Raw genomic sequence first — 25,391 nt, 5'->3', positions numbered from 1 at the left:
AATTCGTATTAATAAATCTATAATTATCACTTATCACCTTATATCCACCAACACTTTCTTTTCTTCCGACATATTACCACCATAGAATAACAATCCTCTCTCAACTCATTCCCTTCCCGATCATTATATATATGCAGCAATTCAAACCCATTTAATTGTAACAATCTTTCTAATTCTTGTGGATACGTATACCGCAGATCTATTGTTGTTTTCAGTTCCTCCACTAGCGTATTATCCTCATAAAACCTTCTTGTTGTTATGTAGTGCTGTATTTGCTGAATTGAATCATATATCATTTCAGTATATAAATCACACTTTCTTCCCTTTTCATCATTAACAGTTATCCAATATTCTTCTGTAGATGGTTGTATTAATTCTTCTTTTGAAGGGAAACGTGTATCGAATATAAATATACCATTGTCAGCTAACACATGATGAATAGATGTTAATAACTGATTTTGATGTATATTCGTAAGAAAATGCTGGAATCCATGGCCAACCATATATGCAAACGGAATTGTTTCTTCAATATTCAATTGTAAGCAGTCTTGCTGTAACCATTTCACATTCGTTAAACTCGCAGATTTACTCTTCGCTTCAGCAAGCATACCTTCATGTATATCTACACCAATCATATGATATCCTTCTTCGATAAAAGGAATAGTGACTCTCCCTGTTCCACAGGCAATATCTAGAATCCATTCATTTTGTATATTTAGTTTTTTCGCCCATGATAGTAAAAACGGAAAATCTGATAAACTTTTATTTTCCACATCATATCGTTTCGGATTTTCGTATTCGGATAAACTCCAATTTGTCTGCAAACTTATTCCCCTTTTCATCTTTCCACTTAAATTTAATATGTAAATTATAACGAATTGTTAGTTTTTTCTCTATAATCAAACACAATTACTTGGACTAATCTAACTTTCCTTTTCGTAAGCTAAAAATAAGTGGAAAGAATCGGAGTGTGATAAAGTGGAACGATTATGGATCCCAATGATTGTAACATTTTTTTCGTTCGGTGGATTACTATTAGGAGGTGCTGTTGGAGTAGCAACACGCCAACTAATTGAAGAAAAGATGCATCGCTTATACGCATTATGTGGTGGGATTTTGCTTGGGCTTTTATCACTTGAAATTATTCCTGAGACATTTTCAAGCTATGAAATAATAGGTCCTATACTTGGGATAGCTATGGGAGTATTAGTTATGAGTTTATTAGATAACTATTGCCATCATCCGATTATACATAAGAAAGATCAACAAGCATGGCAAACCTTCCTTTTTCTTTCTTTCGCTATATTCATTCATAATATGCCGAGTGGGTTTGCTTTAGGTACAGCATTTACGAATCATAACGACTCTGCCATTCCTTTCTTGCTTGCGATTGTCATTCACCATATTCCAGAAGGGTTAGCTTTAATTATTCCATTTCTTTTTACAAAACATAAATATATTTCATTTTTATTAACAACTTTATTACTTTCTCTCATCCTAGGGACCGGTACTGTTTTTGGCATTATGATGGATGGGAAAGCTCTCCATTTACAAGGACTTATTATGGGAAGTGCAATTGGTTCTCTTGGCTATGTCACAATTCACGAAATGCTTTGGAAAGCAAAAAAACAGCTACCTTTCCTTCCGTTTCTATCGTGGTCTATAAGTGGATTTTTACTAATAATAGTCTTCACTCTTTTCACTGGACATCATTAAAACAAATAAGTTATATCATTTGTATATTTTTCCTTTTTCTCCAAAACATAATAGTATCTACCTATTATAAGGAGGAACGATTATGTTTGGGAAAACAGCCGGTGAAGCATTAGTAGATCTTTTAATTGATTGGGGCGTAGAACACATATATGGTATGCCTGGAGATTCCATCAATTCTATAATTGAAGCTTTAAGAAAAAAACAAGATAAAATTAAATTTATTCAAGTTCGCCATGAAGAAGCTGGCGCGTTAGCAGCGGCGGCATATGCGAAATTAACAGGAAAACTTGGTGTTTGTATGGCTATTGCAGGACCTGGAGCTATTCATTTATTAAATGGTTTATACGATGCAAAACTCGATCAAGCTCCTGTATTAGCAATTTCAGGACAAGTAGAAACCGATTTACTCGGGACGGATTTTTTCCAAGAAGTAAACTTAGAAAGAATGTTTGATGACGTTGCGGTTTATAACCAACGAATAATGTCAGCTGAACAACTACCTGCTGTAGTGAATCAAGCGATTCGAATGGCATATACGAAAAAAGGTGTATCGGTTCTAACCATTCCAGATGATGTTCCGAAATTTGAAGTGAAAAATGGTGCACGTATTACGAACTCTTCCTTTACATTACCTGAAATATTTCCGCAAGAAGAAGATTTAACTGTAGCGAAACTCGCACTTAATGAAGCGAAAAAACCTGTTATTTTAGCCGGGAAAGGCGCGAAACATGCGAGAGAGTCTTTACTCGCATTTGCAGAACATATCGGTGCTCCAATCATACTTACATTACCCGCTAAAGGAATTGTTCCTGATGAACACCCTCTTTGTATCGGTGGATTAGGGTTAATCGGGACGAAACCTTCTTATGAAGCAATGAAGCATGCAGATACTTTAATTATGGTTGGTACTTCTTATCCGTTCACTGGTTTCTTACCCGAAAAAGCAAAAACACTTCATATTGATACAGACCCCGCACAAATCGGGAAACGTTATACGACAGATATCGGCTTAGCTGGTGATGCTGATAAAACATTAAAATGGTTAATTGAAAATGTAGAAAAACACGAGGACCATTCCTTCTTAGAGCATCATCAAGAAATGATGAAAAAGTGGGAAGAAAAATTACACACTCAAGAAGAAGATTCTTCTACTCCAATTAAACCACAACGAGTTATGCATGCACTGCAGAAAGTAGCAGAAGATGACGCAATTCTTTCAGTCGATGTCGGAAATGTAACAGTATGGACTGCAAGGCACTTCCGTATGACAAACCAGAAATTTATCATTTCTAGTTGGCTTGCAACACTTGGCTGCGGTTTACCTGGTGCACTTGCTGGACAAATTGCTTTCCCGGATAAACAAGTGTTTGCAGTTTGTGGTGACGGTGGATTCGGAATGACAATGAACGATTTCGTAACAGCTGTTAAATATAAACTACCAATCGTTGTCATTGTATTAAACAATAATAAAATTGCTATGATTAAATTCGAACAAGAGGTTATGGGTAATATTGAATTTGGTACAGACTTAACGAATCCTGATTTCGCAAAATACGCAGAGGCGTGCGGTGGTATTGGATACCGTGTAGAACATTTAGATGACTTACTTCCTGCCTTTGAAAATGCGGTAAAACAAAGTAAACCATGCATTATTGATGTAGTTGTAGATGTAAATGAAGCACCAATGCCAGCAAAAATCACATTTGGTCAAGCAGCTGGTTATACGAAACATATGATAAAAGAATTATTTGAAGAAGGTAAGATTGATTTACCACCACTTTAAACAAAAAAGATAGCTGAAAACAATTTGTCTTCAGCTATCTTTCTTTATTTTTGTACCTCTTTATAGAAAGAAAAATCATTCATAGTAGGTTGTACTTGCTTCTCTACTTTCACTTCTTTATCCTTCCTCTTCGGCATTCTTACATTTCCTAGTTTAATCGCATCTTGCATACTATTACTAATAAGATTTCCTGACAAAATTGTCATACTATAAAAAGCAATCGGAATAAGTACAATCCATGTATGTGTAGTTAAGTGACGGAAATTTTGTCCGATTAAACCTGTCCACTCTTTTGTTACACTATCTGCCTCTGTACCAGAGATTATTGTTCCACCGAAAAACAGTTCTAACAAACCAAGATGTAAGAGAAGTAATAGCGTGCTTACAAATTGCTGGGCTACTAATAAAAGAAATGATGGTAGCATATGCGGCCATACATGGCGTTTCAACCTCTGCCACTTACTCCCGCCGAGCACAGTGGCCGCCAACATAAATTCTTCATTCTTAATACGTTTTACTTCTTGCGCTACATACAACATAACAGTTGGTACAGCAAGGCACGCAAGAACCACTATTTGAAACGCAACTCGTAAATGAAACGGAGCAGCCTCCTCTCCACTTTCAAACATTAAAACTTCATTTAACATAAAATAGGAAATCATAATCATCGGTACAATGCTAAACGGATCAAAAAAAGATGAGATAACTGAAAATGAGCGTTTACTGTACATACCAAGCAATAAACCCATAGTTCCGCCAATTACTACACGTAAAATTGCGATAACGATACTAGCACCAAATGTCCATTTCGCTCCTTCTATTATTAACTGAAAAAGGTCGCGTCCTTTTTCATCGCTTCCGAACCAAAATTTACTCGATGGTGAAAACGGAGCAGCCTCTAATTCTTCTTTTTCGTTATACATCATCGTTAATTCGCGAATATTCCCGTCAAAAAATACCGTATTTCCAATACTAACAATCATTAGTACACTCAAAAAAGTAACACCTAGCCAAAATCTCACATCTCTTTTTACAACTTGCCACATGTTACACACGCTCCTTTATAACATTTTGTAAAAGCGTATGTAATAAACGAAATAGTATAAAAAGCGGTACGTATAATAAAACTAAACTCACTGTAAATATTTCCAATTTTGAATTTTCTTTTACAAAAACAAACATACCGTACGTATTAAACAGCCATTCAATAATATATAAATTTGATAACATAAATAAAATATTTGTTTTTGCATAATAGACTGTTGTAAACAAGACATTTCTTGAAATATGGTGCGTCAAAATATGTCTTAAACTTAGCCCTTTACTCTTAGCAAATATACTATAATCTTTCTCTAATTCTTCTCTGAAACGTAATAATAGTAGCTTAATAAATAATAAAGTTGTAGGTATAGAAAGGCATATTATTGGTAACAGGCGAGCCCTTTCCTCTCCAAGTCCTGCAAATTTCACTGGCATAAAACCTGTCTTTTGAAAGATTATTACTACTAGAAGTTGAGATAATAAAATTAATAAAATGTCCGGAATACTTTCAAGTCCGACGAAAATCCCATTCCACATACGTTGCTTTGATTGAGAGCGCTGTAATACCCAAACAACGATAAAATACGCAATGAGTAAAGAAAGTATAAATGCCGAAATAAATACAAACATTGTCTCTACATAATGAATCCATATTTGTGGAAACAACTTTCTTGAATTCCGAAACCCATACGTAATTTCACCTGGTTGAAGTAACTTCTCTCCAAGAAACACAACTGTGTTCCAAAAACCGATTAAATCAATTTGCAGCCCCTTAAATAAGCGCGGGAGTGCCCCTAAAAATAGAATACAAATAAGCGCCGCAAATAATTGTAAACATGTAACCCCACACCACTTACCAATTCGCATCAACATAACTATTACCCCTTACTTTTAGAAAGAATGTTCAGAAATTAAAATCCAGATATATTACATCTCTTCAGCTACACCCTGCACTCGCTTTTGCCCACTAGGTAAAATAACTTGATATAAACACGTAACCAAAAATAATAAACCAAATAAAATAATAAACAATGTATCTGCACCAATCCATTTTGGAAATAACATCGCTATCGCACCGAGAGATAACAGCTGGAATCCTGTCGTTAATGGACTAAGTAAACTTTGAACACGCCCCATGAATGACTCTTCTACAATTTCATACATCCAGCCCGATATTGCAATATTAATAAACGGTAAAAAGAACGTCGCTAAAGCGATACATACATAAAAAGACCATACATGATTTACAAAATAGCACATACCAAAGGAGATTCCTGATCCCGCCATCCCAAAAACAATAATAGATTTTGGTGCATATTTCTTACCTATACTTGTTGCTACTACACTTCCGATTAGTAATGAAATCCCTCCAACTACCCCACCTACCATTGCTAAACTTTCATACGTTGCTGGAGCTAATTTGTATTTTAATATGTAAGTAGTGGATACGCTTAAAATACCATTTAATAATCCAAACACGATAAATCCTAAAAGTAATTTTTTTAAAGTTTCATTTTGGTATATATACCTAATCCCTTCTTTAAACTCTGTTATTAACATCTTCAAATTAACTTCTTTCCATTTTGTTCTACCGTTTGGCAAACGAACTTTTTCTGGAATTGAGATCGTTTGAATCAAAATACCACTCGCAATAAAAGTGAACGTATTTACTAAAATGCTCCCGTAAATTCCAAATGCCCAATATACCATCGTTGCAATTCCTACACCAAATAGAGCATACAAACTATTTACCATTTGATTAATACCTGCTGCTGCACCGTATTGGTCTGATTCTACTACTCCCTGTATCATCGCCTGTTCTGATGGAGAGAAAAATTGGATACATGCATTTTCCAAAAATAAAAATATAAACACAAGTATGATCATCCCGTAATAAAGCGAAATTAGAATTCCGATATTACAGAGAGAACAACATATATTACTTACCGTACAAATACGTTGTCTATCAAATCGATCCACTACTGTCCCTACTAATAGAAAGAAAATTAATGCAGGTAATGCAATCAAAATTTGCGTCATCGTTGCGTAAACTGGTTGTTTTCCGTATTGATCTAACAAGTAAAACATTAAAGAAATTCCAGCAATCATAGAACCAAGGCGTTCTAAAATATTTGCTAGAAAAAAGCGTGCAAAAACTTTGTTGCGAAATAACTGTAGCATTTCTTTCATACGTAATATCCTTTCTCTCGACAAAATATTATTATTTCAGTCATTTCTCGGAAGTCTTATTATATTTTTTTCGACCATTATCCAATCTTTTCCTTCTTTATAAAGAACATCCCATAAAAAAGACCCTTGTTCATTAATACAAGGGTCTTTGCATTTTTCTTCGCTTCACGAATCTGCTGTTGATATTTATCTAAAATCTTTAAAAGTCTCTCTAATACCTACTTAATCTCTCTAACTTTTTTGATTCCCTAAAGTTCGGATCAATTATATTTATTTTGCAAATGTATCACACATCCACTTATAAAACTTTTCTTTCTCTTCAAATTGAGGGGAATGTGCTGAGTTTTCAAAAGCTATAAATTCTTTTTGATTCGCTTCAATCCTATCAAAATACTGTTTTGCTGCATGAAATGAAGTATTATAGTCATATTTACCCATAAGAAAATAAAGCGGTAACTTCAGTTTAGTTACTTTAGTAGGTAATGGATTCTTTAAGTCTTTTTCTAATAAGACAGTTTGAGAATGTGATAATCCAACGTTATAACGAATTACGTCTAACAAGTTATATTCATTACTAAATAGCATCACCATGTTATCACCATCTGGATTTTCAATGAGTCTTGATGTTCCACCATATTTCGCAACATAATTTCGCGGGGTATATGTATCACCTTTTTTAATTTTTTCAGTTAATCCTTTTAAATATGAGACCTCATCTGCGTTCCCAGCATTTTTCGCTTGATCGACAACAAACTTTAAACTATCCATTTCATTTTCTACTGTATCACTCATCTGCCCTATACCAACATACGCTTCATATTTTTCAGGAGCTTTATAGGCAGCTTGCATTCCAATATATGCACCGTAAGAATGACCAATCAATATTACTTTTTCTTTACCGAGACGTTTTGAAACGTAATCCGTCATAGCTAATAAATCCTCTACGAGTAGATCTGATGAAAGGTTAGAATAGTCTTCAAAGAAATGATACGTTTTCCCGCTTGCTCTTTGATCGTAATTAACAACTGTGAATTTCTCTTCCATTAAGTCTTGGTATTTTTGAGCATACGGTATTTCCGATGAGCCTGGCCCACCATGTACAAAGATAATTACTGGATTCCTCTTATCTTTGCCGCGTATCATAATCTCATGACCACTTCCATTTATCTCTACTTGTTCTAATGTACTTATACTGTTTTTCCCCTTTATTTGCGAGGTCCATGTAGGAAATATTAGTGCTATGATTATTAGTAGTATAATGATGACTCCAATAAGTTTTATTAATTTTTTTATCTTCTTCATAAGACTCTTCCTTTCTGTTCAATTTATAAAATATCAATTTAATTCTATAAAACTACATCAAATCGCCTCAAAAATAAGCGCGTAAACCAATTACATTCTCCAATTTCCACTCAATCTTTTTGTACATTATTAATTTCCCATAAACTTCTTAACTTTCCGCTATATAAACCCTTATTTTTTTCTTAATTTTCAATATTCTAACCTCAGAAAGACTTTATAACATCTCGCATACACATATTTATGTATGACACCTATAGAAAAAAGCCCTTGTTTTCATAACAAGGACTTTTTTCTTAAACTATTTCGCTACTTCTTCTTTCGGCATTACCATCCCTTTATAAAGTTGGACAGTAATCCAATAATAAATGAAATAAATTACTATGAAGATTCCTATTGGCATCCACACTTTTACAAACGGGTCAACTAATATGAAGCTGAATAAGTTAAGCCCTACTAAAACGTGGGAAATTCCAATAATTGCTGGGAAGATAAATAAATATGAAATTTCTTTATATATACTTTTTGTCAGCATACTACGTCTCACACCGATTTTTCGTAACATTTCATAACGGCGTACATCACGAGAAGCGCCCGTTAATATTTTGAACATAAGAGAACTTGCCATCATTGCCAAAAAGGCAATTCCAAGGAAAAATCCCATAAACATTGTCCCACTCATGAAACTGTTCATAAACTGATAAATTGTCATTTTAGTAAATAAGTCTACTTTTGCACCTGTTGTTTTTTCAATTTGTTCTTTTTGTCTCTTATCTATTTCGATCAACAACGGTTTATATTTTTTCATATCATCTACTTTTGCTAATGTCACAGTGTGTTCTGTTCCTTGAATTCCTTTATAATGCTCTTCATCAGCAATTCTTACAGGTTTTCCGTTAAATTGATTATGTGTAATTTGTATTTCTCTTACAACCGCATCTTCCCAATCTTTTGGCATACGAGGAAGCTTATTCGCTACTTCGGGAGCTTCCAAAGCAGAATATACGGGTTCAGTTAAAGGTTCAGCTACACGTTTACGAGCAGGTTCTTTTAAAGTCTTTGTATCAAAATGATCTGAAATAAGTGGTGGTTTTTCAGTTAAGTCGTTACGTAAGTAATAAACTGCTTCTTCATCTACTTTATACTTATACTTACTTTCTTCAACAATTTCCATTTCTTTTAATGCTGCTTTATCTTGTTCATTTGGATCATGAATTACGACATCATACACACGTGAGAAGTCTGTCATAATACCGACGTTCTTTTGAAACGCCATACCTGCTGTCATCGCACCTGCACCTAATGCAATTAACATCGCTACAGTGCCTAGTACTCTCGATAAACTAGTCACTCGAAAGCGTAACTGTGCATAAGTAAAACTATTTAATCCCGTTTCATTTCGCTTTTTATTCCCCTTAATTTTCATTACAAAAAGTGGCAGTAATGAGTTGAAAATGAAATACGTTCCTAATGTCGTAACGATTGTCGCTATTATAAATCCTAGTTCAGCAAACATTTGTATATTTACCATAAAATAGTATCCTGTACTTACTAGCAATACACCTAGTACTGTCATAATAACTGTGCGAGTTTTACTTTTCTTCACCTCATCTTGCGTTTCATCTTCACGTATTAATTCTAATTCTGTTTTACGTAATAATCGGAAACTATTCATTAGACCAGTAATGAAAAATAATATTAAGAAGAAAATAGATGTAATTAATATAGCTGGTGTGTATACAGATGAGTAACTACCTTTTGCTGAAATTTCCATGCCATTCATTAAAAAATTCCCTGCTACACTAGCTAGTATGATTCCTACTAAAATACCGATAATAATACTGACAATACCCATACCAAAAGTCTCAATAAATAATAATTGCGCTACTTTTTTCTTTTTCGCTCCAAGCATCATGTACATACCGAGTTCTTTTCTTCTTAATGTAAGTAAAAAAGAATTGGCATAAATGATGTAAAAAACTGTAATGAAAGAAAGCAATATTGCACCAACCCAGAAGACGAGCCTAATACTACTAATGAGACTATTATCTTTTGTAAATTCACTATTCATCGCCATCGTTTGGAACATGTAAAAAATACTAATACTAATAACGAGACCAATAAGTAAAACCATATAATCTTTTAACATCTTTTTCATACTATGACGTGATAATTTGAATAACATAGTCTCGCCCCCTTACTTAGGCTCAGCTGTTGAGCCCATTTGGGCAAGCACACCTAAAATATCTTGATAGAAATTTTCTCGTGTTCCTTGACGATTTAACTCTTTATAAAGAAGTCCATCCTGAATAAATAAAATACGTTCACAATAGCTCGCACTAAATGCATCGTGTGTTACCATCAAAATACTTACATTGTGATTTTCATGTAAATCTTGCATCGCTTCTAATAAGCTTTTTGCATTTTTACTATCAAGTGCTCCTGTCGGTTCATCTGCCAATACGATTGCTGGATTATGTACTAAAGCTCGTGCTGCCGCTGTTCTTTGTTTTTGTCCACCAGAAACAGCTGACGGATATTTCGTTAAAATTTCAGTAATCCCTAATTTCTTTGCTACTCCATTTACCTTCCCAGTAATCTCGCTTGACGGTACGCCTTGCAAGGAAAGTGGTAACGCAATATTTTCATAAATTGATAAGTTTTCTAGTAGATTAAAATCTTGAAAAATAAATCCTAATTTTTGAGATCGAAAATCTGATAATGCATTACCCTTCATAGAAGTAATATTTGTTCCAGCTATTGTCACACTGCCACCTGTCGCTTGATCAAGTGTACTAATCACATTAAGTAATGTCGTTTTTCCAGATCCAGAAGGACCCATAATCCCTACAAACTCTCCCTCTTTAATACTTAATGAAACACCCCTTAATGCTTTTGACTGATTCTCATTCTTTTTTCCATACGTTTTTTCTACACTTTCTACTGTAACTACATTTGCTGACATCTCTTTCACTCCATCCCTTTTGTATAGTATTAACTTCTCATATATTTCTTATCTTTTTGTCATATAAATCCTTAAGACTTTTTTAACTTTTCAAACTTAAAGGAAATATGAATCATATCACTTCTTAATATTCTCATTTTTCTAAAACTCGTTCCTTCGATTTCTCTTACATTTACCTTACAATTTTGTAAGGTAAAAAAGAAAACACACCACTTTGAAATTGAAGTGAACCCGAAAAGGGGGAATCCTATTCTCACAAGGGACCTTCTTTTTTGTTCTATAGATCTATGCATTTTTTATACATTCCTATCCTGGCGCGGTTTTAGGGTTCTTATTTGTTACTAGATTAGCCGAAAAACTGTATAAAATCTTGCATGCTCTTAGCGTGGGTTTTTTCCGAAATACTGACGGTACCCCATCTCCATCAAGCTAAAAGAACGAGTTATCCCCAAACAATAAATACGAGCAACATGCTCAAAACTTTCATTCTGGGATATTATGATGTCTTAACTTGATCGGCTCGGCATGTAGTTTTATCCCTAATTAATAGCTTGTTCTCTTCTATATAACTTTTTAAAATATAGATTTGAACCATATTTCTCAATGAATAAAATAACTTAACATGGTAAAATACTATTTGGATGGGAGTCCAATACATATTATTAAAATTAAGATGGTTCAAGTCTGAAGAAGGCACCTTAGAGTTTCTTTTCTTTATAGGCTAGCACCAAATCCTGTATCCATTATTTGTTCACTTTGAATACATACGGTTTAAGTTTATTATCAAATTACCAATACAATTAAAGTAAAAAAAATCCCTCAGATAAACTGAGAGAACCTTTAAAATTCACATTATTTTTCCTTCTTTAATCGCATTTTTCTATTTGATCGCCTTCTTCACCTGTGTTTACTGCCGAACTATCCGTTCCGCCTCCCACTGCATGCTGCTGTTTGGTGTTAGAACTTTCGATGGCAGCGTTGGTTCCCGCTGCACTGTCATCTCCACCACCACTTGCCACTTGAGTAGCACTAGCCTGTTTCTCACGGGTTCTATTAATTTGATTATTGATGATGAGTACAAATTCTGCCTCTTCATCCGAAGTTTCTTTTTTCATTTTATGCGGCTCAATCTGATCCCCACTAATTCCTTTATTTATCGCTTCGCCTCCAGCGCCCACAGTTTCTTGCTGTCGGGTATTCGATGAATCGATTGCTGCATTACTTCCTGCTGCACTATTTTGTCCGGCTCCACTGGCGATTTGTGTTGTATTCGGTGCAAATGTAATCTGATTATTAATGACAATGACAATTTTTCGTTTATCATCAAGATTTCCCAAATTAATTTCTTGCCCATTTTTTTTTACAAATCGAAACGTGATTTTTTCATTGTTTTCCATGTTCTCACCCCCTTTGTAATATTAAATGACTAAAGAATGATAATGGATTGGACAAGGGTATTTTTTTATAAATATGTGCACCCCGCCCACAATGAAGGCTGTATTCCTGTGACTACTTTCCATAAGAAGTGAATGTTATTTTTCTTAAACCGTTCGAATGTAAACTTTTAAACATTTGTTTACTTTCATTCCCTTGATTTTATCGCATCTTACTTATTTTTCTCAAAAACGACTAGGGAAGTATACATTCAAAACATGACGAATAAAGAGATTAGAACATCCATGAACAAAAAAGAAAAAGCTAGATCCATTCTAGCTTTTCACATAATTTTCGTTAGCAGAAATTAAATTTATCTTTTAAGGAAATCAATTGCTTGCTTAAAATTTGTATTGTCTATCTTATAAGCTATAGTGTGAGTTCCATCTGTACCTTCTAATATCATAATTTCAAGATCTTCTTCGACCCACACAAAGAAGGTTTCTTTTGATCCATCTTCAAATTGAACAATCATATGAGATCTCATCGCATCTTTAACTTCTTGATGCAATAGTATATTCATTGGTTTACTATTTTCTATTGCTGAAACAACAGATTTAATCGTATCTTTATTTGTTGTTTTGAAAACATCGTTTTTACTTAGATTTTTTAACTCAATTGATGTAATTTTGTCCTTGTTCTCAAATATTACAGCATGTACCTCTGCTTTTTGCCGTTCAGATATAGATGGTTTTGAAGAAACCATTTGATCTTCTTTTGTAGTACAACCCATTAAATTTATAGATAGCACAAAACCCCTAACTAAACACATGATTTTTTTCATTAATTGTGTTCGTTTGTTTTGTTACCCCTTATCCTTCCTTAACAAATAAGACAAGAAATTCCATGTACAAAAAAAAGAGGGCTTTTTCTTCAAAGCCCTCTCCAATAGAAATTTACCACTCTCGACGATTATCGCAATCACAGTCACGATCACGCTTACGTCTACGACGACATTCATCACAATCACAGTCGCGGTCACGTCTACAACAATGGTCATCACAATCTCTATGTCTGCGTCTGCAGAACATTAAATCATCCCAAAATCTATCACAATCTCGGAAACGTCTGAAATTACAATTACATCCCATAAATATAATTACCTCCTCTTAACTCTAGGATTCATCATATTTTATGCTAAAAAACAAAAACAGCTTGTTTACTAGTCTACTTTCTGCATTTTAAAGTAATAATATTATTATCTAATCTTTAAGTTTCAAATCCATTTCAGCCCTTATCTTTCTCTAACAACAAACAAGACGCCACCCAGATCCCGGTTGCTATAAATTTAATCAAACTTATTTATCCTCAAGTCATTTATTTCTTTGCTTCCATACCCCATTCTCTTTACGATATATATTCTTGCCATTCATGAAGTCAGCTGTATTACCTGGAATGCTATATTTCTTACTCTTTTTCTTAGCCTTCTTCTTTTCAGCCTCTTCTCTTCTTGAACAGCTTGCAAATCCGCCTTCCATTGTTTCAACAAACCCTTTTCACGTCGCATCGAATTTGTACCTCTTAGAGTAAAATGTGAATCCAATAATTAGATTCTTCCTATTTATATACTCATTTAATCCAAATGTCCATTTTGTACAAAATAAAGAGCACCTTACAATTACAGGTGCTCAAATATATGAAGTGGGGCTATCCCATACTCCAATATATGCTTGTCCTTATTAAAAAGTGCAAAATAAAAAGAGTACCCGTCATTAGGTACCCTTCAACAAATAAGTATGGCGCTCCAAGTTTCACCTCATATGATAACTCGTCCCACGAATTCATCATATATCATATGTTTGTCTTATTAAAATGTTCACTGGTTTAATGTGTAATTTCTATATAACAAAGAAAAAAGCACCCGTTATGAATACTTTTTATACATTTTCATTTTCGTAACGTAATTCAGAAGCTTCTAAGCATAATTTCTTCATTTGGTCTGTATATTCAAAGTCTGCTCTTGGTATTGACTTCTTTCCTTTTGGCTGTTGCGACATCCTTACGGAAGATTGAATGACTGATAGTGGTACTGCGAATACTGACTTGTCCTTGCTAAATTCAATAAGAAAGAAACAAATCGCCGTCATAGTCTACTGTACTTTTAGCTTCATAGAATCCATTTAGCACAGGTGCCCTTTACTCTTTAACACCTTCACAGGAGTTGGACGCTTGTTTATAAGCGCCACTCCCCCTCTTTGATACATTTTCATTCGCTAGATTGATAAGCATTTCAAATGCCATTCCACGGTTTCCTAGTCCCATCTTTATTCCTCGCTTTCCACTTGTAAATTTCTACTTAAATTAAATATGCAATATTTCATATTTATTTATCGCGATATACCTTTATTAACTATCATTTTCTAGTGCATCATTAATATCCATTGATAAATCAACATTTGTAATTTAATCCCTTATATTAGTCCTTGAAAGAATACTTTTAAACACTTTATTCAAATAATCATATTGGAATTTCTTATTCTACACATCTATACGTATTTTGTGTATTATATAGCGGAAGAGTAAGGTAAGAGTTACTCTTTGCCATTTTAGGAAAGGTCCTGTTGGAGACAACAGGACCTTTTTTCGTAAAAGGATTATTTTGTTTAATTCTCACCACTAATCATCAAAACATCTTATAATCGTTATATAATGAATTAAAATAAATGATTAGGAGTAGATAAAATGTCAGTTACACTAGAACTTATTCTTGTCATTCTTATAGCGATTAGTGCTGTTGGCTATTTGATAAAAGAATTTCAAAAAACTAAGAAAACAACACTTGGAATTTCACTAGAATTTTTAGTACTTTTCTGGTCAATATGGAGAATATCAACTATCATAATCTAATTTGTAAAATATAATCTCCCTTGAATAAAACTCAATATTCCGTCGATACTGCAGGCACCCGTTAAGTTACTTTCTCCTTTTCCACCCTTGGAGAACCGAGCAGTTAGCTTTTGCTAGTTGCTCTTTTTTATGAGTTCTAATTAATTTCCCCAAGCACATTTATAAAAGTTCCGTATGATATAGTCAATCCTTTCTTTTGAGTGAATGATCTCGTCACGAGAGCACTTTATAAAGTGCTCTTTTTTCATTTCAAATACATACAAAATGAAGTTTATATACTAATTGCGTTCACCTCTCATAATCCAATTCACTCGCAGGGTTACTTGGTCCAAAATAGATATTTGCTTATGGATGCTGTCACGATATTCCTCACTATGGATTCTTGAAAAACTATTCTGGATCCGTTTTAAACCAGATTTTCTTCGTTCCAGATCAGTGATAAGCTGTTTAACTTCTTCAGATCCCAAACTGCACATCCCTTTTCTACAAAATGAAATTTTTATTAGCTTGTCACCATTAGATTGGACGAGCATCTATTATAGTATTGGAATAGGCCTTGCTCACTTTTTTCATTTTATTTTATAATCTTCTTTTTAAGTAGGTTGATTTTGAGCAATAAGAAGGTCTCTTATTTACAAATTTATAAAATAAAGAAGCACTCAAAATTGATATGATCCCCTTATAGTAGACAGGAAAAAGAAAGCGCATTACCCTGTTTATTATGGAGGGGATTTTTTATGGGAATTTCTTAAATTACTTATATAAAAGCTAATGGACGAGTATTAATACTTATGAAGTAACTTTTATCTGATAAGAAAGGGGCATCAGATTTATGAACAACTTTAATTTCCTTTGTGAGCAATTTGCTAAAATTCTTAATGGAAAGAGCAACATAAATCAGGGTGTTTGTTCTGTCTCCTTGCGTCGTAATATTAGAGTGTTTGTTCAAGGACGACCAAGCACCTCTGTGATACCGATTGGGATATCTTTTGAATCGTTAGATCAAAATGGCAATGCGTTGAACTTAGGGGAAATCGCTATTTTACAAGAAGAAATTCCTTTATTTATACAATCAATTGTTCAACAAGGGATTATTGTTAGCGCCTTACATAATCATTGGTTATATATGAAACCATTGATTATGTATATTCATATCCAATCTGTTGAACCACCATTAAGTTTTGCAAAAAAATTGGCAAATTCCTTTTCTTTTTTAATTAGTTATCCAATTACTGATAACGGAGGCTAATGTTAAGTAGATCATATTTATTCATTTCTAGATACATTGAATTCCGATAATGAGAATTATGTAAATGAGCTGTTCATATGGGCGGCTTATTATATTTTTTGCTTAGATTGTTTTTTTCAAAAATGCTGGCGGTACCCCTTCAATAAAGGCTCAGACACAAAAATAGGCCGTGGAGAAGACTTTCTCCACAGCCTGAGAAAACACTTCACTTAAGATAGAGAAGTGTTTTCCCTTCATTATTGATTAGAACTAGAAGATTGTGATTTTTTTGCCTCAGCTTGTGCATTCACTTGTTTCACTGCATGCACATCCGTTTCAGTTGCAAATTCTGTACCATAACTAGCATTCGCACTTTGTGCACCTGAAGCTTGTGCTTTCTTTGCCTCAGCCTGTGCATTCGCTTGTTTTACTGCTTGTACATTTGTTTCAGTTGCGAATTCTGTACCATAGCTAGCATTTGTACTTTGGATGCTAGCGCCAGAAGTTGCCTTATTGTAACCTTGTTGTTTTTTGTTCACCTTTCTCACCTCCACAATCAATATTGTAGCCAATCCATTTAAAAGCTATCCTTAATTTTATTTTTAAACTTCCGTATATACGTCACTTTCAATAAGACCTTTTGGACCTTTAGGCGTATATTTAAATCTTTTGCCTACGCGGTTTAAATATTCAATACTTCGACAAAATTTCCATCTACTCACTAAAATAGTAGTCTATTTACACGTCTATCAAATAAAAAAGTTGGCAATTACTAAAGCGAAAAAAGCTCTTTCTTTTTGCTCATTCATTTTCGGGTTCAGTTCATTATATTTTCTACTTTGTCTTTATATACAACATATTCTTTTCCATCCACTACTGCTACCACCGCAAATTCATCTTTTGGATTAAATGAAAGCCAGTCAGCCCACATGCTTGTATTTGGTCCTCCACCCCACATATTATGAACCGTGTTTTTAGTTAAATTCATAACTCTATAAGACGCATTTGGTGCATTTGATCCAGTCTTTATTTCAAATGTATATGCGTTATGAATTTTTTTATAAAAGTAGGAAACGCTTGATGGACGAAGCTGATTCATAAAATCTTGTTCTTTTTTCTCTGCAATTTTTATCCCCTCTTGTAATGTGACAACATCTGTTCTTATTGTTTTCCAACTATCTTTTGCTGCATTCAAGTTAGGTGCTAAGAATTTATATCTATTTTGATCAGCTTTTTGATTAGCTGTATCAATATGTCCCAGTACGCCCGAATATTGAGAGTCTAAATCATCCCATTGCGTGGACATAAAAGTAAGAGCAGTAATAGCACTATCAATCGCACTATGCATATCACTAATATTATGAAACGCAACTCCTACTACACGATTTAATGTTATCTTATAATCTACATTCTGACGTAATTTTGCTAATTCCGGCTCTAGCCAGCCTAGCTTACCTCTTGCATCACCTATCATTATCCCACCAGCAATCAATGTTGGGAGAAAGGGGATCTTTACCATGTCTAAGCCCTTAGATTCTATGTCTTTCTGATAGTTTATTTGCCCTAAAAGGTCCTCTAGACGCTTTTGATCATCCTCTACCGCAGCTCCTTGGTTCTTTAAAATAGACTGCAAGGTCTCTTTATGGCTCCCAAATACTCTAACATCTTCTCCAATAGCATTTTTAAATTTAGTTAATTCTTCTATTAATACTTTTGCAGACTTTTGATTTTGTTGAATTTCCTCCCGTAAATCCGTAATCCCTTTTTTAAAAGTATCTCCATTCCCAGTATTGATCGCCTCTACTAATGTTTCATAATGATTTTCAAATTTTGTATCGTATTCAATAATACCTGTCAATGTATCTAAAAGCTGTTTTTTTACTTTCGTATTCCATGAAACTGCATGTGCTCTTGCATTCTTTTGATCTTGTACAATTTTACTAGGTAAATCTGCATATCCATTAATAGTAATTCCTTCAAAACTCACATCTGGATTATTAATTAACAAATAAGAATATTCATTCATAGATTTTACAAATAACCCAGCATCTTGCACAGTTTTTTTCATCTGTTCTTCATTTGCTGAAAGAGACATATCTCCATTGTTAGTTTGTTCAATTTCACTTGCAAAAGCTGCTACTGGTATAACTGAATAAGTTGTTGTCATAGTTAAAAATGTAGATACAGCGAGTATTTTATAAGGGATTTTTTTCATCATTTTATACTTCTCCTATATAGGTTTTGATTTCTAATTCTATTCCTCTTTAAAAGCGACGTCTTTCAATTTTTTTGAAAATCAGCAATACAGCACGGCTATCTTGGTATCTGGGTAAAAATTTTATAAAAACGAAAGGCGAAGTCTTTAATGAGACTCCGCCTTTTTGGTGTATAAGGAATTATTAATTGTTGCATTACTATTTAACAACGTAATCATAGATTCTCTATGTTTTAGGTGACTTTGCAACAAAACTAATATTTTCTTATTTTTGCGGAGTAACAGGCTCCACTTTTAATTCTTTGATTCCTTCTTTTAAAGTGACCGCATCTGTGTGCAATGTTTTCCAACTGTCTTTAGCTGCATTCAAGTTAGGTTTTAAGAATTTAAATTTATTTTGATCAGCTTTTTGAGATGCAGTTTCAATATGTCCAAGTACTCCCGAATATTGAGAATCTAAATCATGCCATTGCGTGGACATATAAGTAAGAGAATTAATAGCATCATCAAGTGCCTTATGCATTTCATTAATATTATTGTAAGCAACTCCAACTACACGATTTAATGTTACTTTATAATCTACAGTCTGACGTAATTGTGCTAATAAGGGCTCTAACTTTCCTAAATTATCTCTTGCTACACCCACTATAATACCGCCAATTATCGGTAGGCCCAAAATGGCACCCTTCATTACATTAAACCCATCAGATTCTAATTGTTTATAATAGTTTACTGATCCTAAAACTTCATCTAGACGCTTTTGATCGGCCTCCACATCAACCCCTTGGTTTTTTAAAATCGATTGCAAGAGATCTTTATTACTTCCAAATGCTCTAACATCTTGTCCAATAGCGTCTCTTAATTTAGTTAATTCTTGTATTAATTGTTGTGCTTGCTTTTGGTTTTGTTGAATCTCACCTCGCAAATCTGTAATGCCTTCTTTTAAAGTTTCTCCATCACCTGTATTAATCGCATCTACCATTGTTCCATAATAATTGTCAAATGTTGTGTCGTATTCAACAATGCCTGTCAATGTATCTAAAAGCTGTTTTTTTACTTGTGTATCCCATATAAGAGCATGTGCTCTTGCATTTTTTTGATCTTGTACAATTCTACCAGGTAAATCTACATATCCATTAATAGTAATCCCTTCAAAGTTCACATCTGGATTTTTAATTAACATATAAGAATAAGCATTCATAGATTTTGCAAATAACCCAGCCTTTTGCAAGGTTTCTTTCATCTTCACTTCATTTGTTGAAAGAGACATATCTCCATTATTTGTTTGTTCAATTCCGCTTGCAAAAGTTGCTACTGGTGAGACCACAGAAGTTGTTGTCAAAGTTAACAACGTCGATACAGCAAGTAGTTTGTATGGGATTTTTTTTATCATTTCAAATTCCTCCTATATAGGCTATGATTTTCAGTTCTATTCTTGTTTAAAAGCGATGTCTTTCGAAATGAATTCTGCATCTTTATGAATATCATTCCAACTTTGTTTAGCAGCCTTTAAATCATCAGGTATCAACGAGAGTTTATGCTCTTGCATTTGGTCGATATTATCATACAAATCTGTATAATTAGCCCCCATTTTATTCCATTGTTGTTGAATATTCGTTAGAGACAGTATCGCTTGATCCACTGTCTGATACAGATATGCCAAAGTGTCTTTCGCGTTAGTAAGCGAAATAACAGCTTGGCTAGCAAGATCAGCTTTTGTACTTAATTGTCCAATTTTGTTAGAAATTTCGTTATAGGAGTCCATATGTTTAGATGCCGTGACACCAGCTGCTGTTCCTAAACCAATTCCAGCTGCACCAAGAGCTGTAAGGCCACCAACAACAGCGGGTGTTGCTGTACCGCCAGTTACAACAATTATTACCGCTCCAGCAATAGCTCCAATAACTAAAATGGCTGCTCCTAATCCACCGCCAATTGACCATGCTAATACATTATCAAAATGTTCTTTCTGAGTAGAATGTAGCTTCTCAATTTCAGCTTGAAGTTGTGGAATTAGCGCTTGTTGACCCGCTAATAGTGCCGTTAATCCACCTTTTCCATCTGGGCCGCCTACATTATTTTTAAAATCTGTAGAATTTGTATATAGTTTTGCTTTGAAGTCCTGTAACATCTTAATTACTTCTGTAACCTCTTTTGAGTTTGTATTAATTGTAGTGATTAAATCATTTATACCCTCTTTTAAGCCTGCCTTATCTTTCTTTTGTACAGTATCTACTAATGTGTCGTAATAATTTTGAAATTGTTCATCGTAATTTACAATATTACGTGCTGTTTTTTGAATCTTTGGTTTCGCTGTATCTAACCAATAATTAGCATTGATTCGCGACAGTTCCTGATTAAGGTGAATGTTTTTGATTAATTCTCCTTCTTCTGAACCTAAATCAATATTGGATAGATTTACATTCGGTTGTTTAATCATTGTTTTTGCGTATAAATCCATTACAAGAATATGAGATCCTGTTTCAGCCAATGCTTTCTTCAGTCCCTCAGGCCCTAGTGTATAATTCTCTACTTTTTGTTCTTGAGCGGTCTTTTCTTGTGCAAATGCATGAATAGTGTTACCGGTAGTAGCAGTTATAACCGTTGCCAGAGTAGCTAAAGTCAACACTTTAAATGGAAATTTTTTCATAACTATTCTCCTTCTCATTCTTTCGCTAGATTCTTATAATCTTTTTAGATTTTCAAAAACATAATATCAAAATTTATAGACCTGTTCTTCAAGGTAACTTATTACATTTTTTATTTGTCTTAATGTATCTTTTTGAGACTGCTGGTTAGTTGTATCAACATTAGTAGATAATTTTGTAATACTATTTTTTATTAGACCCAAATCTTCCTTATAGCGTTTTAGTAGGTCAAGTTCTACATCTACTTGATATGCAAATGTATGTAAATCATTTTGCATAATAAGAAGCATTGATTTTTGTAAATCTGCTATTTTTAGGTTCTTAGTCAAATCATAAAATTTTTGGTTTTGTGTCTCTAAATCTGCTAAATGTGTTCGCTGTTCTGCTGTTAATTTATTTACTTCAGCGAAAGCACTATATGTTTTCTTAATTTTTTCAGGGTCAATAAATTTCGTAAGGTCATAATCTTTTGTTTTTGCAACTGCAGCTGCAGCTATTTCAGCTTGTTTGCTTTTCTCAATTGCTTCACGGGCTTCTTTTTTGGCAGCTTCAATCTCTAGAGCGGATTTACCCTTTTCTTTCGCTTCTTGCTCTGCTTTTTTCTCTGCTTCTAAAATAGAGTTGTTAATTTCTTTGCCTTTGTTATACGCTGCTACTGCTGTTTGAGCAGCAGGTTCAATGATATCTTTTGAAAGGTTATAGACTTCTTTGAATATAACAAACCCTTGTTCATTTAAAGCTCCTGGTAATAATGCTATTTGTTGTAAATCATTTTGAATTGATTTTTGGGTATTTTGTAATTCATTTTTTAGCTGATCTATTTTCCCTGTTCCATCTGAACTTAGTACACCCTGTGCTTTTGTTACATCCATATCGAGATCTTGAAGTTTTTTATCCAGTTGTAATTTAAGATCTGTTAATTCATTAATCTGTCTTTGTACGTTTTCTTGATTCGTCATAGTCATATCTTGAAGAACCTCAAGTCTATCCAAAAACCCTTCTTTATCTTCTTTATTGTCTACAAACTCTTTTAATACTGGGTAATAGTTATTAAATTTAGTTACAAACCCTTTACTTTTTGAATTTACTAGAATTAAATGTGGATAAAGTTCTGATGACCATTCCTTCATATCTTGCTTGATTAGGGATTGATTTGTATTTAAAGCTGGGACTTCTGCTAGCTGTACATTAGGGCTCATTAAACCTTGATCAATATATGTTTGGATTAATTTAGATTGTGCACCTAATTTTCGTAATGATGAGGAAATATCCATGCTTTCCTGTTGAGTTTCTGCATGAACGATTGGTGTTGCGAGAGCATTGATAGGAATAGTCGCCCCAGTTACAATTGATGTTATAAAAAATCCTGAAATTATTTTATTTTTCATTCCGTACGCCCCTTTACTATTGTCTATTTTCAATCTTATACATACATCTTGAACGACCTAACGCTAGGCTCTTTTTGTCACATGCTCTAGGAAGGAGAAATCTTTCGGATAGAGTGTTAAACCTCGTTATTATTTACTTCTCGTAGAAAGTAAGAATGTTATTTTCTAATAATTTTAATATTGCGTTTTTTGAAAGTAAACGATAAAATTTCATCACCTATATTTGAATTAATGCCCCATGAAAAGTATAATATTTATTTTTCTCTTGAGTCTATCTGGATTTGCAGGAATCCAGATAGACTCATTGCTTCTACTGCTAACCCTGCCATGACCTTTTTGATAATAATTTCATAATATCTCTCCTAGTTTTGTCGACAGGGCCCTACAAGATTACAAAAGATGAATTTATACTGTACATTGCTTATACTTTTATTACGGAATAAAATCATTTTTGCTATGTAGAAACTTAAAACACTTTTTTTCAAATGTTATAATTTCGAGATTCTAGACCTTTTTAAAAGTGACGCAACATTAAGATAATTAACTTTAACATAATGTTACTTGCAACTTTACTGCACATTTATTAGTGCAATCTTCTCCCCCTTGAGTGGTCATACCATTTACACCTTTATTAAAACATTAAATTTTTAATACGTAAATAGTAGAATTTTGTCGATTACATTCAATAATTTAACTATTAAGTATTAATACGAACGAAAATGTTATACTTATAAAATGATTTTTTAATTTTATTTAAGTAATTATAGCAGTTACAACTTGATATACTTAGTTAAAGGGCGTCATTTTTAATATATATATAATAACTAATATAATTTGAGTTTTGTTTAATATAATTTAATCACACTCTGCATATCGATCCCCTTTATTTATCTATGCATCATTACATATTTCTCCATAGATAAAAACAACAACATTTCTAAAAAACGTGTCGTTATTTGTTATTTTCCGTTACAAGAGATATAACGTAATATTAAGATTTAATGAATAATTGATTTGTTATTTAAGTCCCTACATTACAGTACATGTAAATCGATTTGGAAAGTAGCATATTGATTCAAATCGAAAACCATCCGAACTAGCATTGGATCTTTCATTCTCTCCAAAAAAAGTAGCTTTCACTAAAATAATGCATAATAAGAGCCGTAGGAGTATAACCTACGACTTTGTAAAGGAATCTCGATTTACTATAGAATATCCTCTAAAGGTTTATTCTTACGATTTAAACCTCCTGTAAAGCTTTCTGTTCACTTTGTAAGAATGAATCTAGTTTATCTATCAGTCGTCTAATATTTTCATTTTTGGTATACTTACTTGAATCATAGCCTTCATCCAGTTCTAAATAATAAATAAACCCTTTCATATCCTATGGATAATTAAAATCACTATACAGGTTAGCTACATTCTCTAATAAAGTATCATAATCATTATTTTTTTCTCTCATAGACATTAAAATAGAGTACTTCCATTTTCGTTCCTCAATTTCACTATTCCAATATATTGCTAAATCCATGACTATGGTTACTATTAATTCAATAGCTTTTTCTTTATCATATTTTCCCCATGTAAGTAAAATGTCCCTCGATTAATATTGGCTCTAGCTGTAATATCCTTAACCGTAATGAAATCAAACCCTTTTTCATTTATTAATTCAGTTAGTGCATTGCATCACGTATCGCTTCTTTAGTACGAGCTACGCGTAAATCAGCATATGTATCTTCCATTTTTTACCTCTTTAATTTTTTTAGACATATTTTTATATAATGTTCAGAATGCAACAGATCAACTATTTCTGTTTATTGAACCCATAAGATACCCATACTATAATACTAAATATAAATAATCAACACTATGTTGATTAAAACGATAGGAGGTACAGAAATGAAAAACCAAGTATCACTAGTAGTTGAACATGAATTGAATGACGTAACACCAGAAATGATTGACTAGTGGTGGGATAATATTGATAACTCTGAACGATATAAACTATGGCATCCAGAAGAACATGTTGATTTTAAATGGTTAGTTGATCCTAAAGTACATGGACACGTAGGAGCCATATCAGCTTCAATCGAATCTGCGGGGGGGGATGGACTAGAATTTCCGCTAAGGATTAGATGGGAAGATCCTAAAGATTGTCCTATAAATACCCATTACAGCCATGTTTTAATGGGTTCATGTTTAGATGATAATGACGATGTAATTTCACAAGTAATACATCAATACGAAAAATCTGAGAACGGTACAGTAATGACTTCTACATTCATTTTTCCGAAAGGATTACCACCATTTATTAACCTAAGTGGTTTATATAAACACAATGTAGAAGAAATGGGTCAGTTCAGCAAATTTTTACCGAAACTTTTTGAAGAAAATTTGTAAGGCAAGTTAACAGCTTTACTTTTAATAAGTGATTAACTAGAAAACAAATCGGCCTCCAACATTTTAGATATGTCTACAATGTTGTGGGCCTTTCAATATCAAATCAATCACTTTCCACTTTACTTCATTCAGGTAATGTACTCTTCCCTTCAAATGAAAAACACCTCCGTTGAATTGACATACTTAGTATGCGAATTCAGGAGGTGTTTTTTTTCATGTGCCATTATTCGAGTTCAC

Annotated in this window: 18 protein-coding genes and 5 pseudogenes; 4 read left to right on the top strand and 19 right to left on the bottom strand. The window is 33.4% G+C overall.

The window, feature by feature from the left end; all coding sequences use genetic code 11:
• Positions 1-38: 38 nt before the first annotated feature.
• Entirely contained in the window at positions 39-842 is an 804-nt protein-coding gene (locus KPL75_RS25715; RefSeq protein WP_219918367.1) for a class I SAM-dependent methyltransferase, read from the bottom strand.
• 136 nt (positions 843-978) lie between these two features.
• Between KPL75_RS25715 and KPL75_RS25710 the strand changes: the two genes are divergently transcribed.
• Both KPL75_RS25710 and KPL75_RS25705 read left to right on the top strand, forming a co-directional pair.
• A complete protein-coding gene (locus KPL75_RS25710) occupies positions 979-1,716 on the top strand; it encodes a ZIP family metal transporter (RefSeq protein WP_219918366.1) in 738 nt (245 codons plus the stop codon).
• Positions 1,717-1,798: 82 nt separating this feature from the next.
• Complete coding sequence (locus tag KPL75_RS25705) at positions 1,799-3,499, top strand: pyruvate oxidase (RefSeq protein WP_219918365.1); 1,701 nt, start codon at positions 1,799-1,801, stop codon at positions 3,497-3,499.
• 44 nt (positions 3,500-3,543) lie between these two features.
• Here the strand turns inward: KPL75_RS25705 and KPL75_RS25700 are convergent, their stop codons facing one another.
• From KPL75_RS25700 to KPL75_RS25650, 11 genes and pseudogenes are all read right to left on the bottom strand, one after another.
• A complete protein-coding gene (locus tag KPL75_RS25700; protein WP_219918364.1) occupies positions 3,544-4,545 on the bottom strand; it encodes an ABC transporter permease in 1,002 nt (333 codons plus the stop codon).
• Between the two features lies 1 nt (position 4,546).
• On the bottom strand, positions 4,547-5,413 hold the full coding sequence (locus KPL75_RS25695; protein ID WP_219918363.1) for an ABC transporter permease subunit: 867 nt from the start codon (positions 5,411-5,413) through the stop codon (positions 4,547-4,549).
• Positions 5,414-5,467: 54 nt separating this feature from the next.
• On the bottom strand, positions 5,468-6,730 hold the full coding sequence (locus KPL75_RS25690) for an MFS transporter (protein WP_219918362.1): 1,263 nt from the start codon (positions 6,728-6,730) through the stop codon (positions 5,468-5,470).
• A gap of 270 nt (positions 6,731-7,000) precedes the next feature.
• Entirely contained in the window at positions 7,001-8,032 is a 1,032-nt protein-coding gene (locus tag KPL75_RS25685) for an alpha/beta hydrolase (protein WP_219918361.1), read from the bottom strand.
• Between the two features lie 298 nt (positions 8,033-8,330).
• Complete coding sequence (locus KPL75_RS25680; RefSeq protein ID WP_219918360.1) at positions 8,331-10,214, bottom strand: ABC transporter permease; 1,884 nt, start codon at positions 10,212-10,214, stop codon at positions 8,331-8,333.
• 12 nt (positions 10,215-10,226) lie between these two features.
• Positions 10,227-11,003: an ABC transporter ATP-binding protein gene (locus KPL75_RS25675; protein WP_309137440.1), complete on the bottom strand. Its 777-nt coding sequence runs from the start codon at positions 11,001-11,003 to the stop codon at positions 10,227-10,229.
• Between the two features lie 857 nt (positions 11,004-11,860).
• Positions 11,861-12,391, bottom strand: a complete 531-nt coding sequence (locus KPL75_RS25670; protein WP_002065306.1) for a hypothetical protein — start codon at positions 12,389-12,391, stop codon at positions 11,861-11,863.
• 350 nt (positions 12,392-12,741) lie between these two features.
• A complete protein-coding gene (locus KPL75_RS25665) occupies positions 12,742-13,212 on the bottom strand; it encodes a hypothetical protein (protein WP_219918358.1) in 471 nt (156 codons plus the stop codon).
• A 112-nt stretch (positions 13,213-13,324) separates the two neighbouring features.
• Positions 13,325-13,519: a hypothetical protein gene (locus KPL75_RS25660; RefSeq protein ID WP_219918357.1), complete on the bottom strand. Its 195-nt coding sequence runs from the start codon at positions 13,517-13,519 to the stop codon at positions 13,325-13,327.
• A 222-nt stretch (positions 13,520-13,741) separates the two neighbouring features.
• Positions 13,742-13,935, bottom strand: a pseudogene (locus KPL75_RS25655) (hypothetical protein).
• 439 nt (positions 13,936-14,374) lie between these two features.
• A pseudogene (locus KPL75_RS25650) lies at positions 14,375-14,690 on the bottom strand (Holliday junction resolvase RecU); the annotation flags it as partial.
• Between the two features lie 1,417 nt (positions 14,691-16,107).
• Between KPL75_RS25650 and KPL75_RS25645 the strand changes: the two are divergent.
• Positions 16,108-16,524, top strand: coding sequence for a DUF1259 domain-containing protein (locus tag KPL75_RS25645; RefSeq protein ID WP_219918356.1), 417 nt, complete (start codon positions 16,108-16,110; stop codon positions 16,522-16,524).
• Between the two features lie 236 nt (positions 16,525-16,760).
• Here the strand turns inward: KPL75_RS25645 and KPL75_RS25640 are convergent, their stop codons facing one another.
• The 7 genes and pseudogenes from KPL75_RS25640 to KPL75_RS25605 all read right to left on the bottom strand — a co-directional run.
• Positions 16,761-17,042 (bottom strand): gamma-type small acid-soluble spore protein, encoded by a 282-nt coding sequence (locus KPL75_RS25640; RefSeq protein ID WP_219918355.1) that lies wholly within the window; start codon positions 17,040-17,042, stop codon positions 16,761-16,763.
• Positions 17,043-17,320: 278 nt separating this feature from the next.
• A complete protein-coding gene (locus KPL75_RS25635) occupies positions 17,321-18,721 on the bottom strand; it encodes a hemolysin BL regulatory component HblB (RefSeq protein WP_219918354.1) in 1,401 nt (466 codons plus the stop codon).
• Positions 18,722-18,983: 262 nt separating this feature from the next.
• Entirely contained in the window at positions 18,984-20,111 is a 1,128-nt protein-coding gene (hblB, locus tag KPL75_RS25630; protein ID WP_219918353.1) for a hemolysin BL binding component B, read from the bottom strand.
• A gap of 36 nt (positions 20,112-20,147) precedes the next feature.
• Positions 20,148-21,368: a hemolysin BL lytic component L1 gene (locus KPL75_RS25625; protein ID WP_219918352.1), complete on the bottom strand. Its 1,221-nt coding sequence runs from the start codon at positions 21,366-21,368 to the stop codon at positions 20,148-20,150.
• A 66-nt stretch (positions 21,369-21,434) separates the two neighbouring features.
• Entirely contained in the window at positions 21,435-22,754 is a 1,320-nt protein-coding gene (locus KPL75_RS25620; protein WP_219918351.1) for a hemolysin BL lytic component L2, read from the bottom strand.
• Between the two features lie 1,240 nt (positions 22,755-23,994).
• A pseudogene (locus KPL75_RS27885) lies at positions 23,995-24,285 on the bottom strand (DUF2247 family protein).
• 50 nt (positions 24,286-24,335) lie between these two features.
• Positions 24,336-24,496, bottom strand: a pseudogene (locus tag KPL75_RS25605) (TetR/AcrR family transcriptional regulator); the annotation flags it as partial.
• A gap of 157 nt (positions 24,497-24,653) precedes the next feature.
• Between KPL75_RS25605 and KPL75_RS25600 the strand changes: the two are divergent.
• Positions 24,654-25,154 (top strand): annotated as a pseudogene (locus KPL75_RS25600) (DAPG hydrolase family protein).
• Positions 25,155-25,391 lie beyond the last annotated feature (237 nt).

It is taken from the genome of Bacillus sp. NP247 (assembly GCF_018966865.1).
Taxonomy (GTDB): Bacteria; Bacillota; Bacilli; order Bacillales; family Bacillaceae_G; genus Bacillus_A.
The sequence above is the reverse complement of the archived record's forward strand: the minus strand, read 5'-3'. Positions and strand labels throughout refer to the sequence as shown.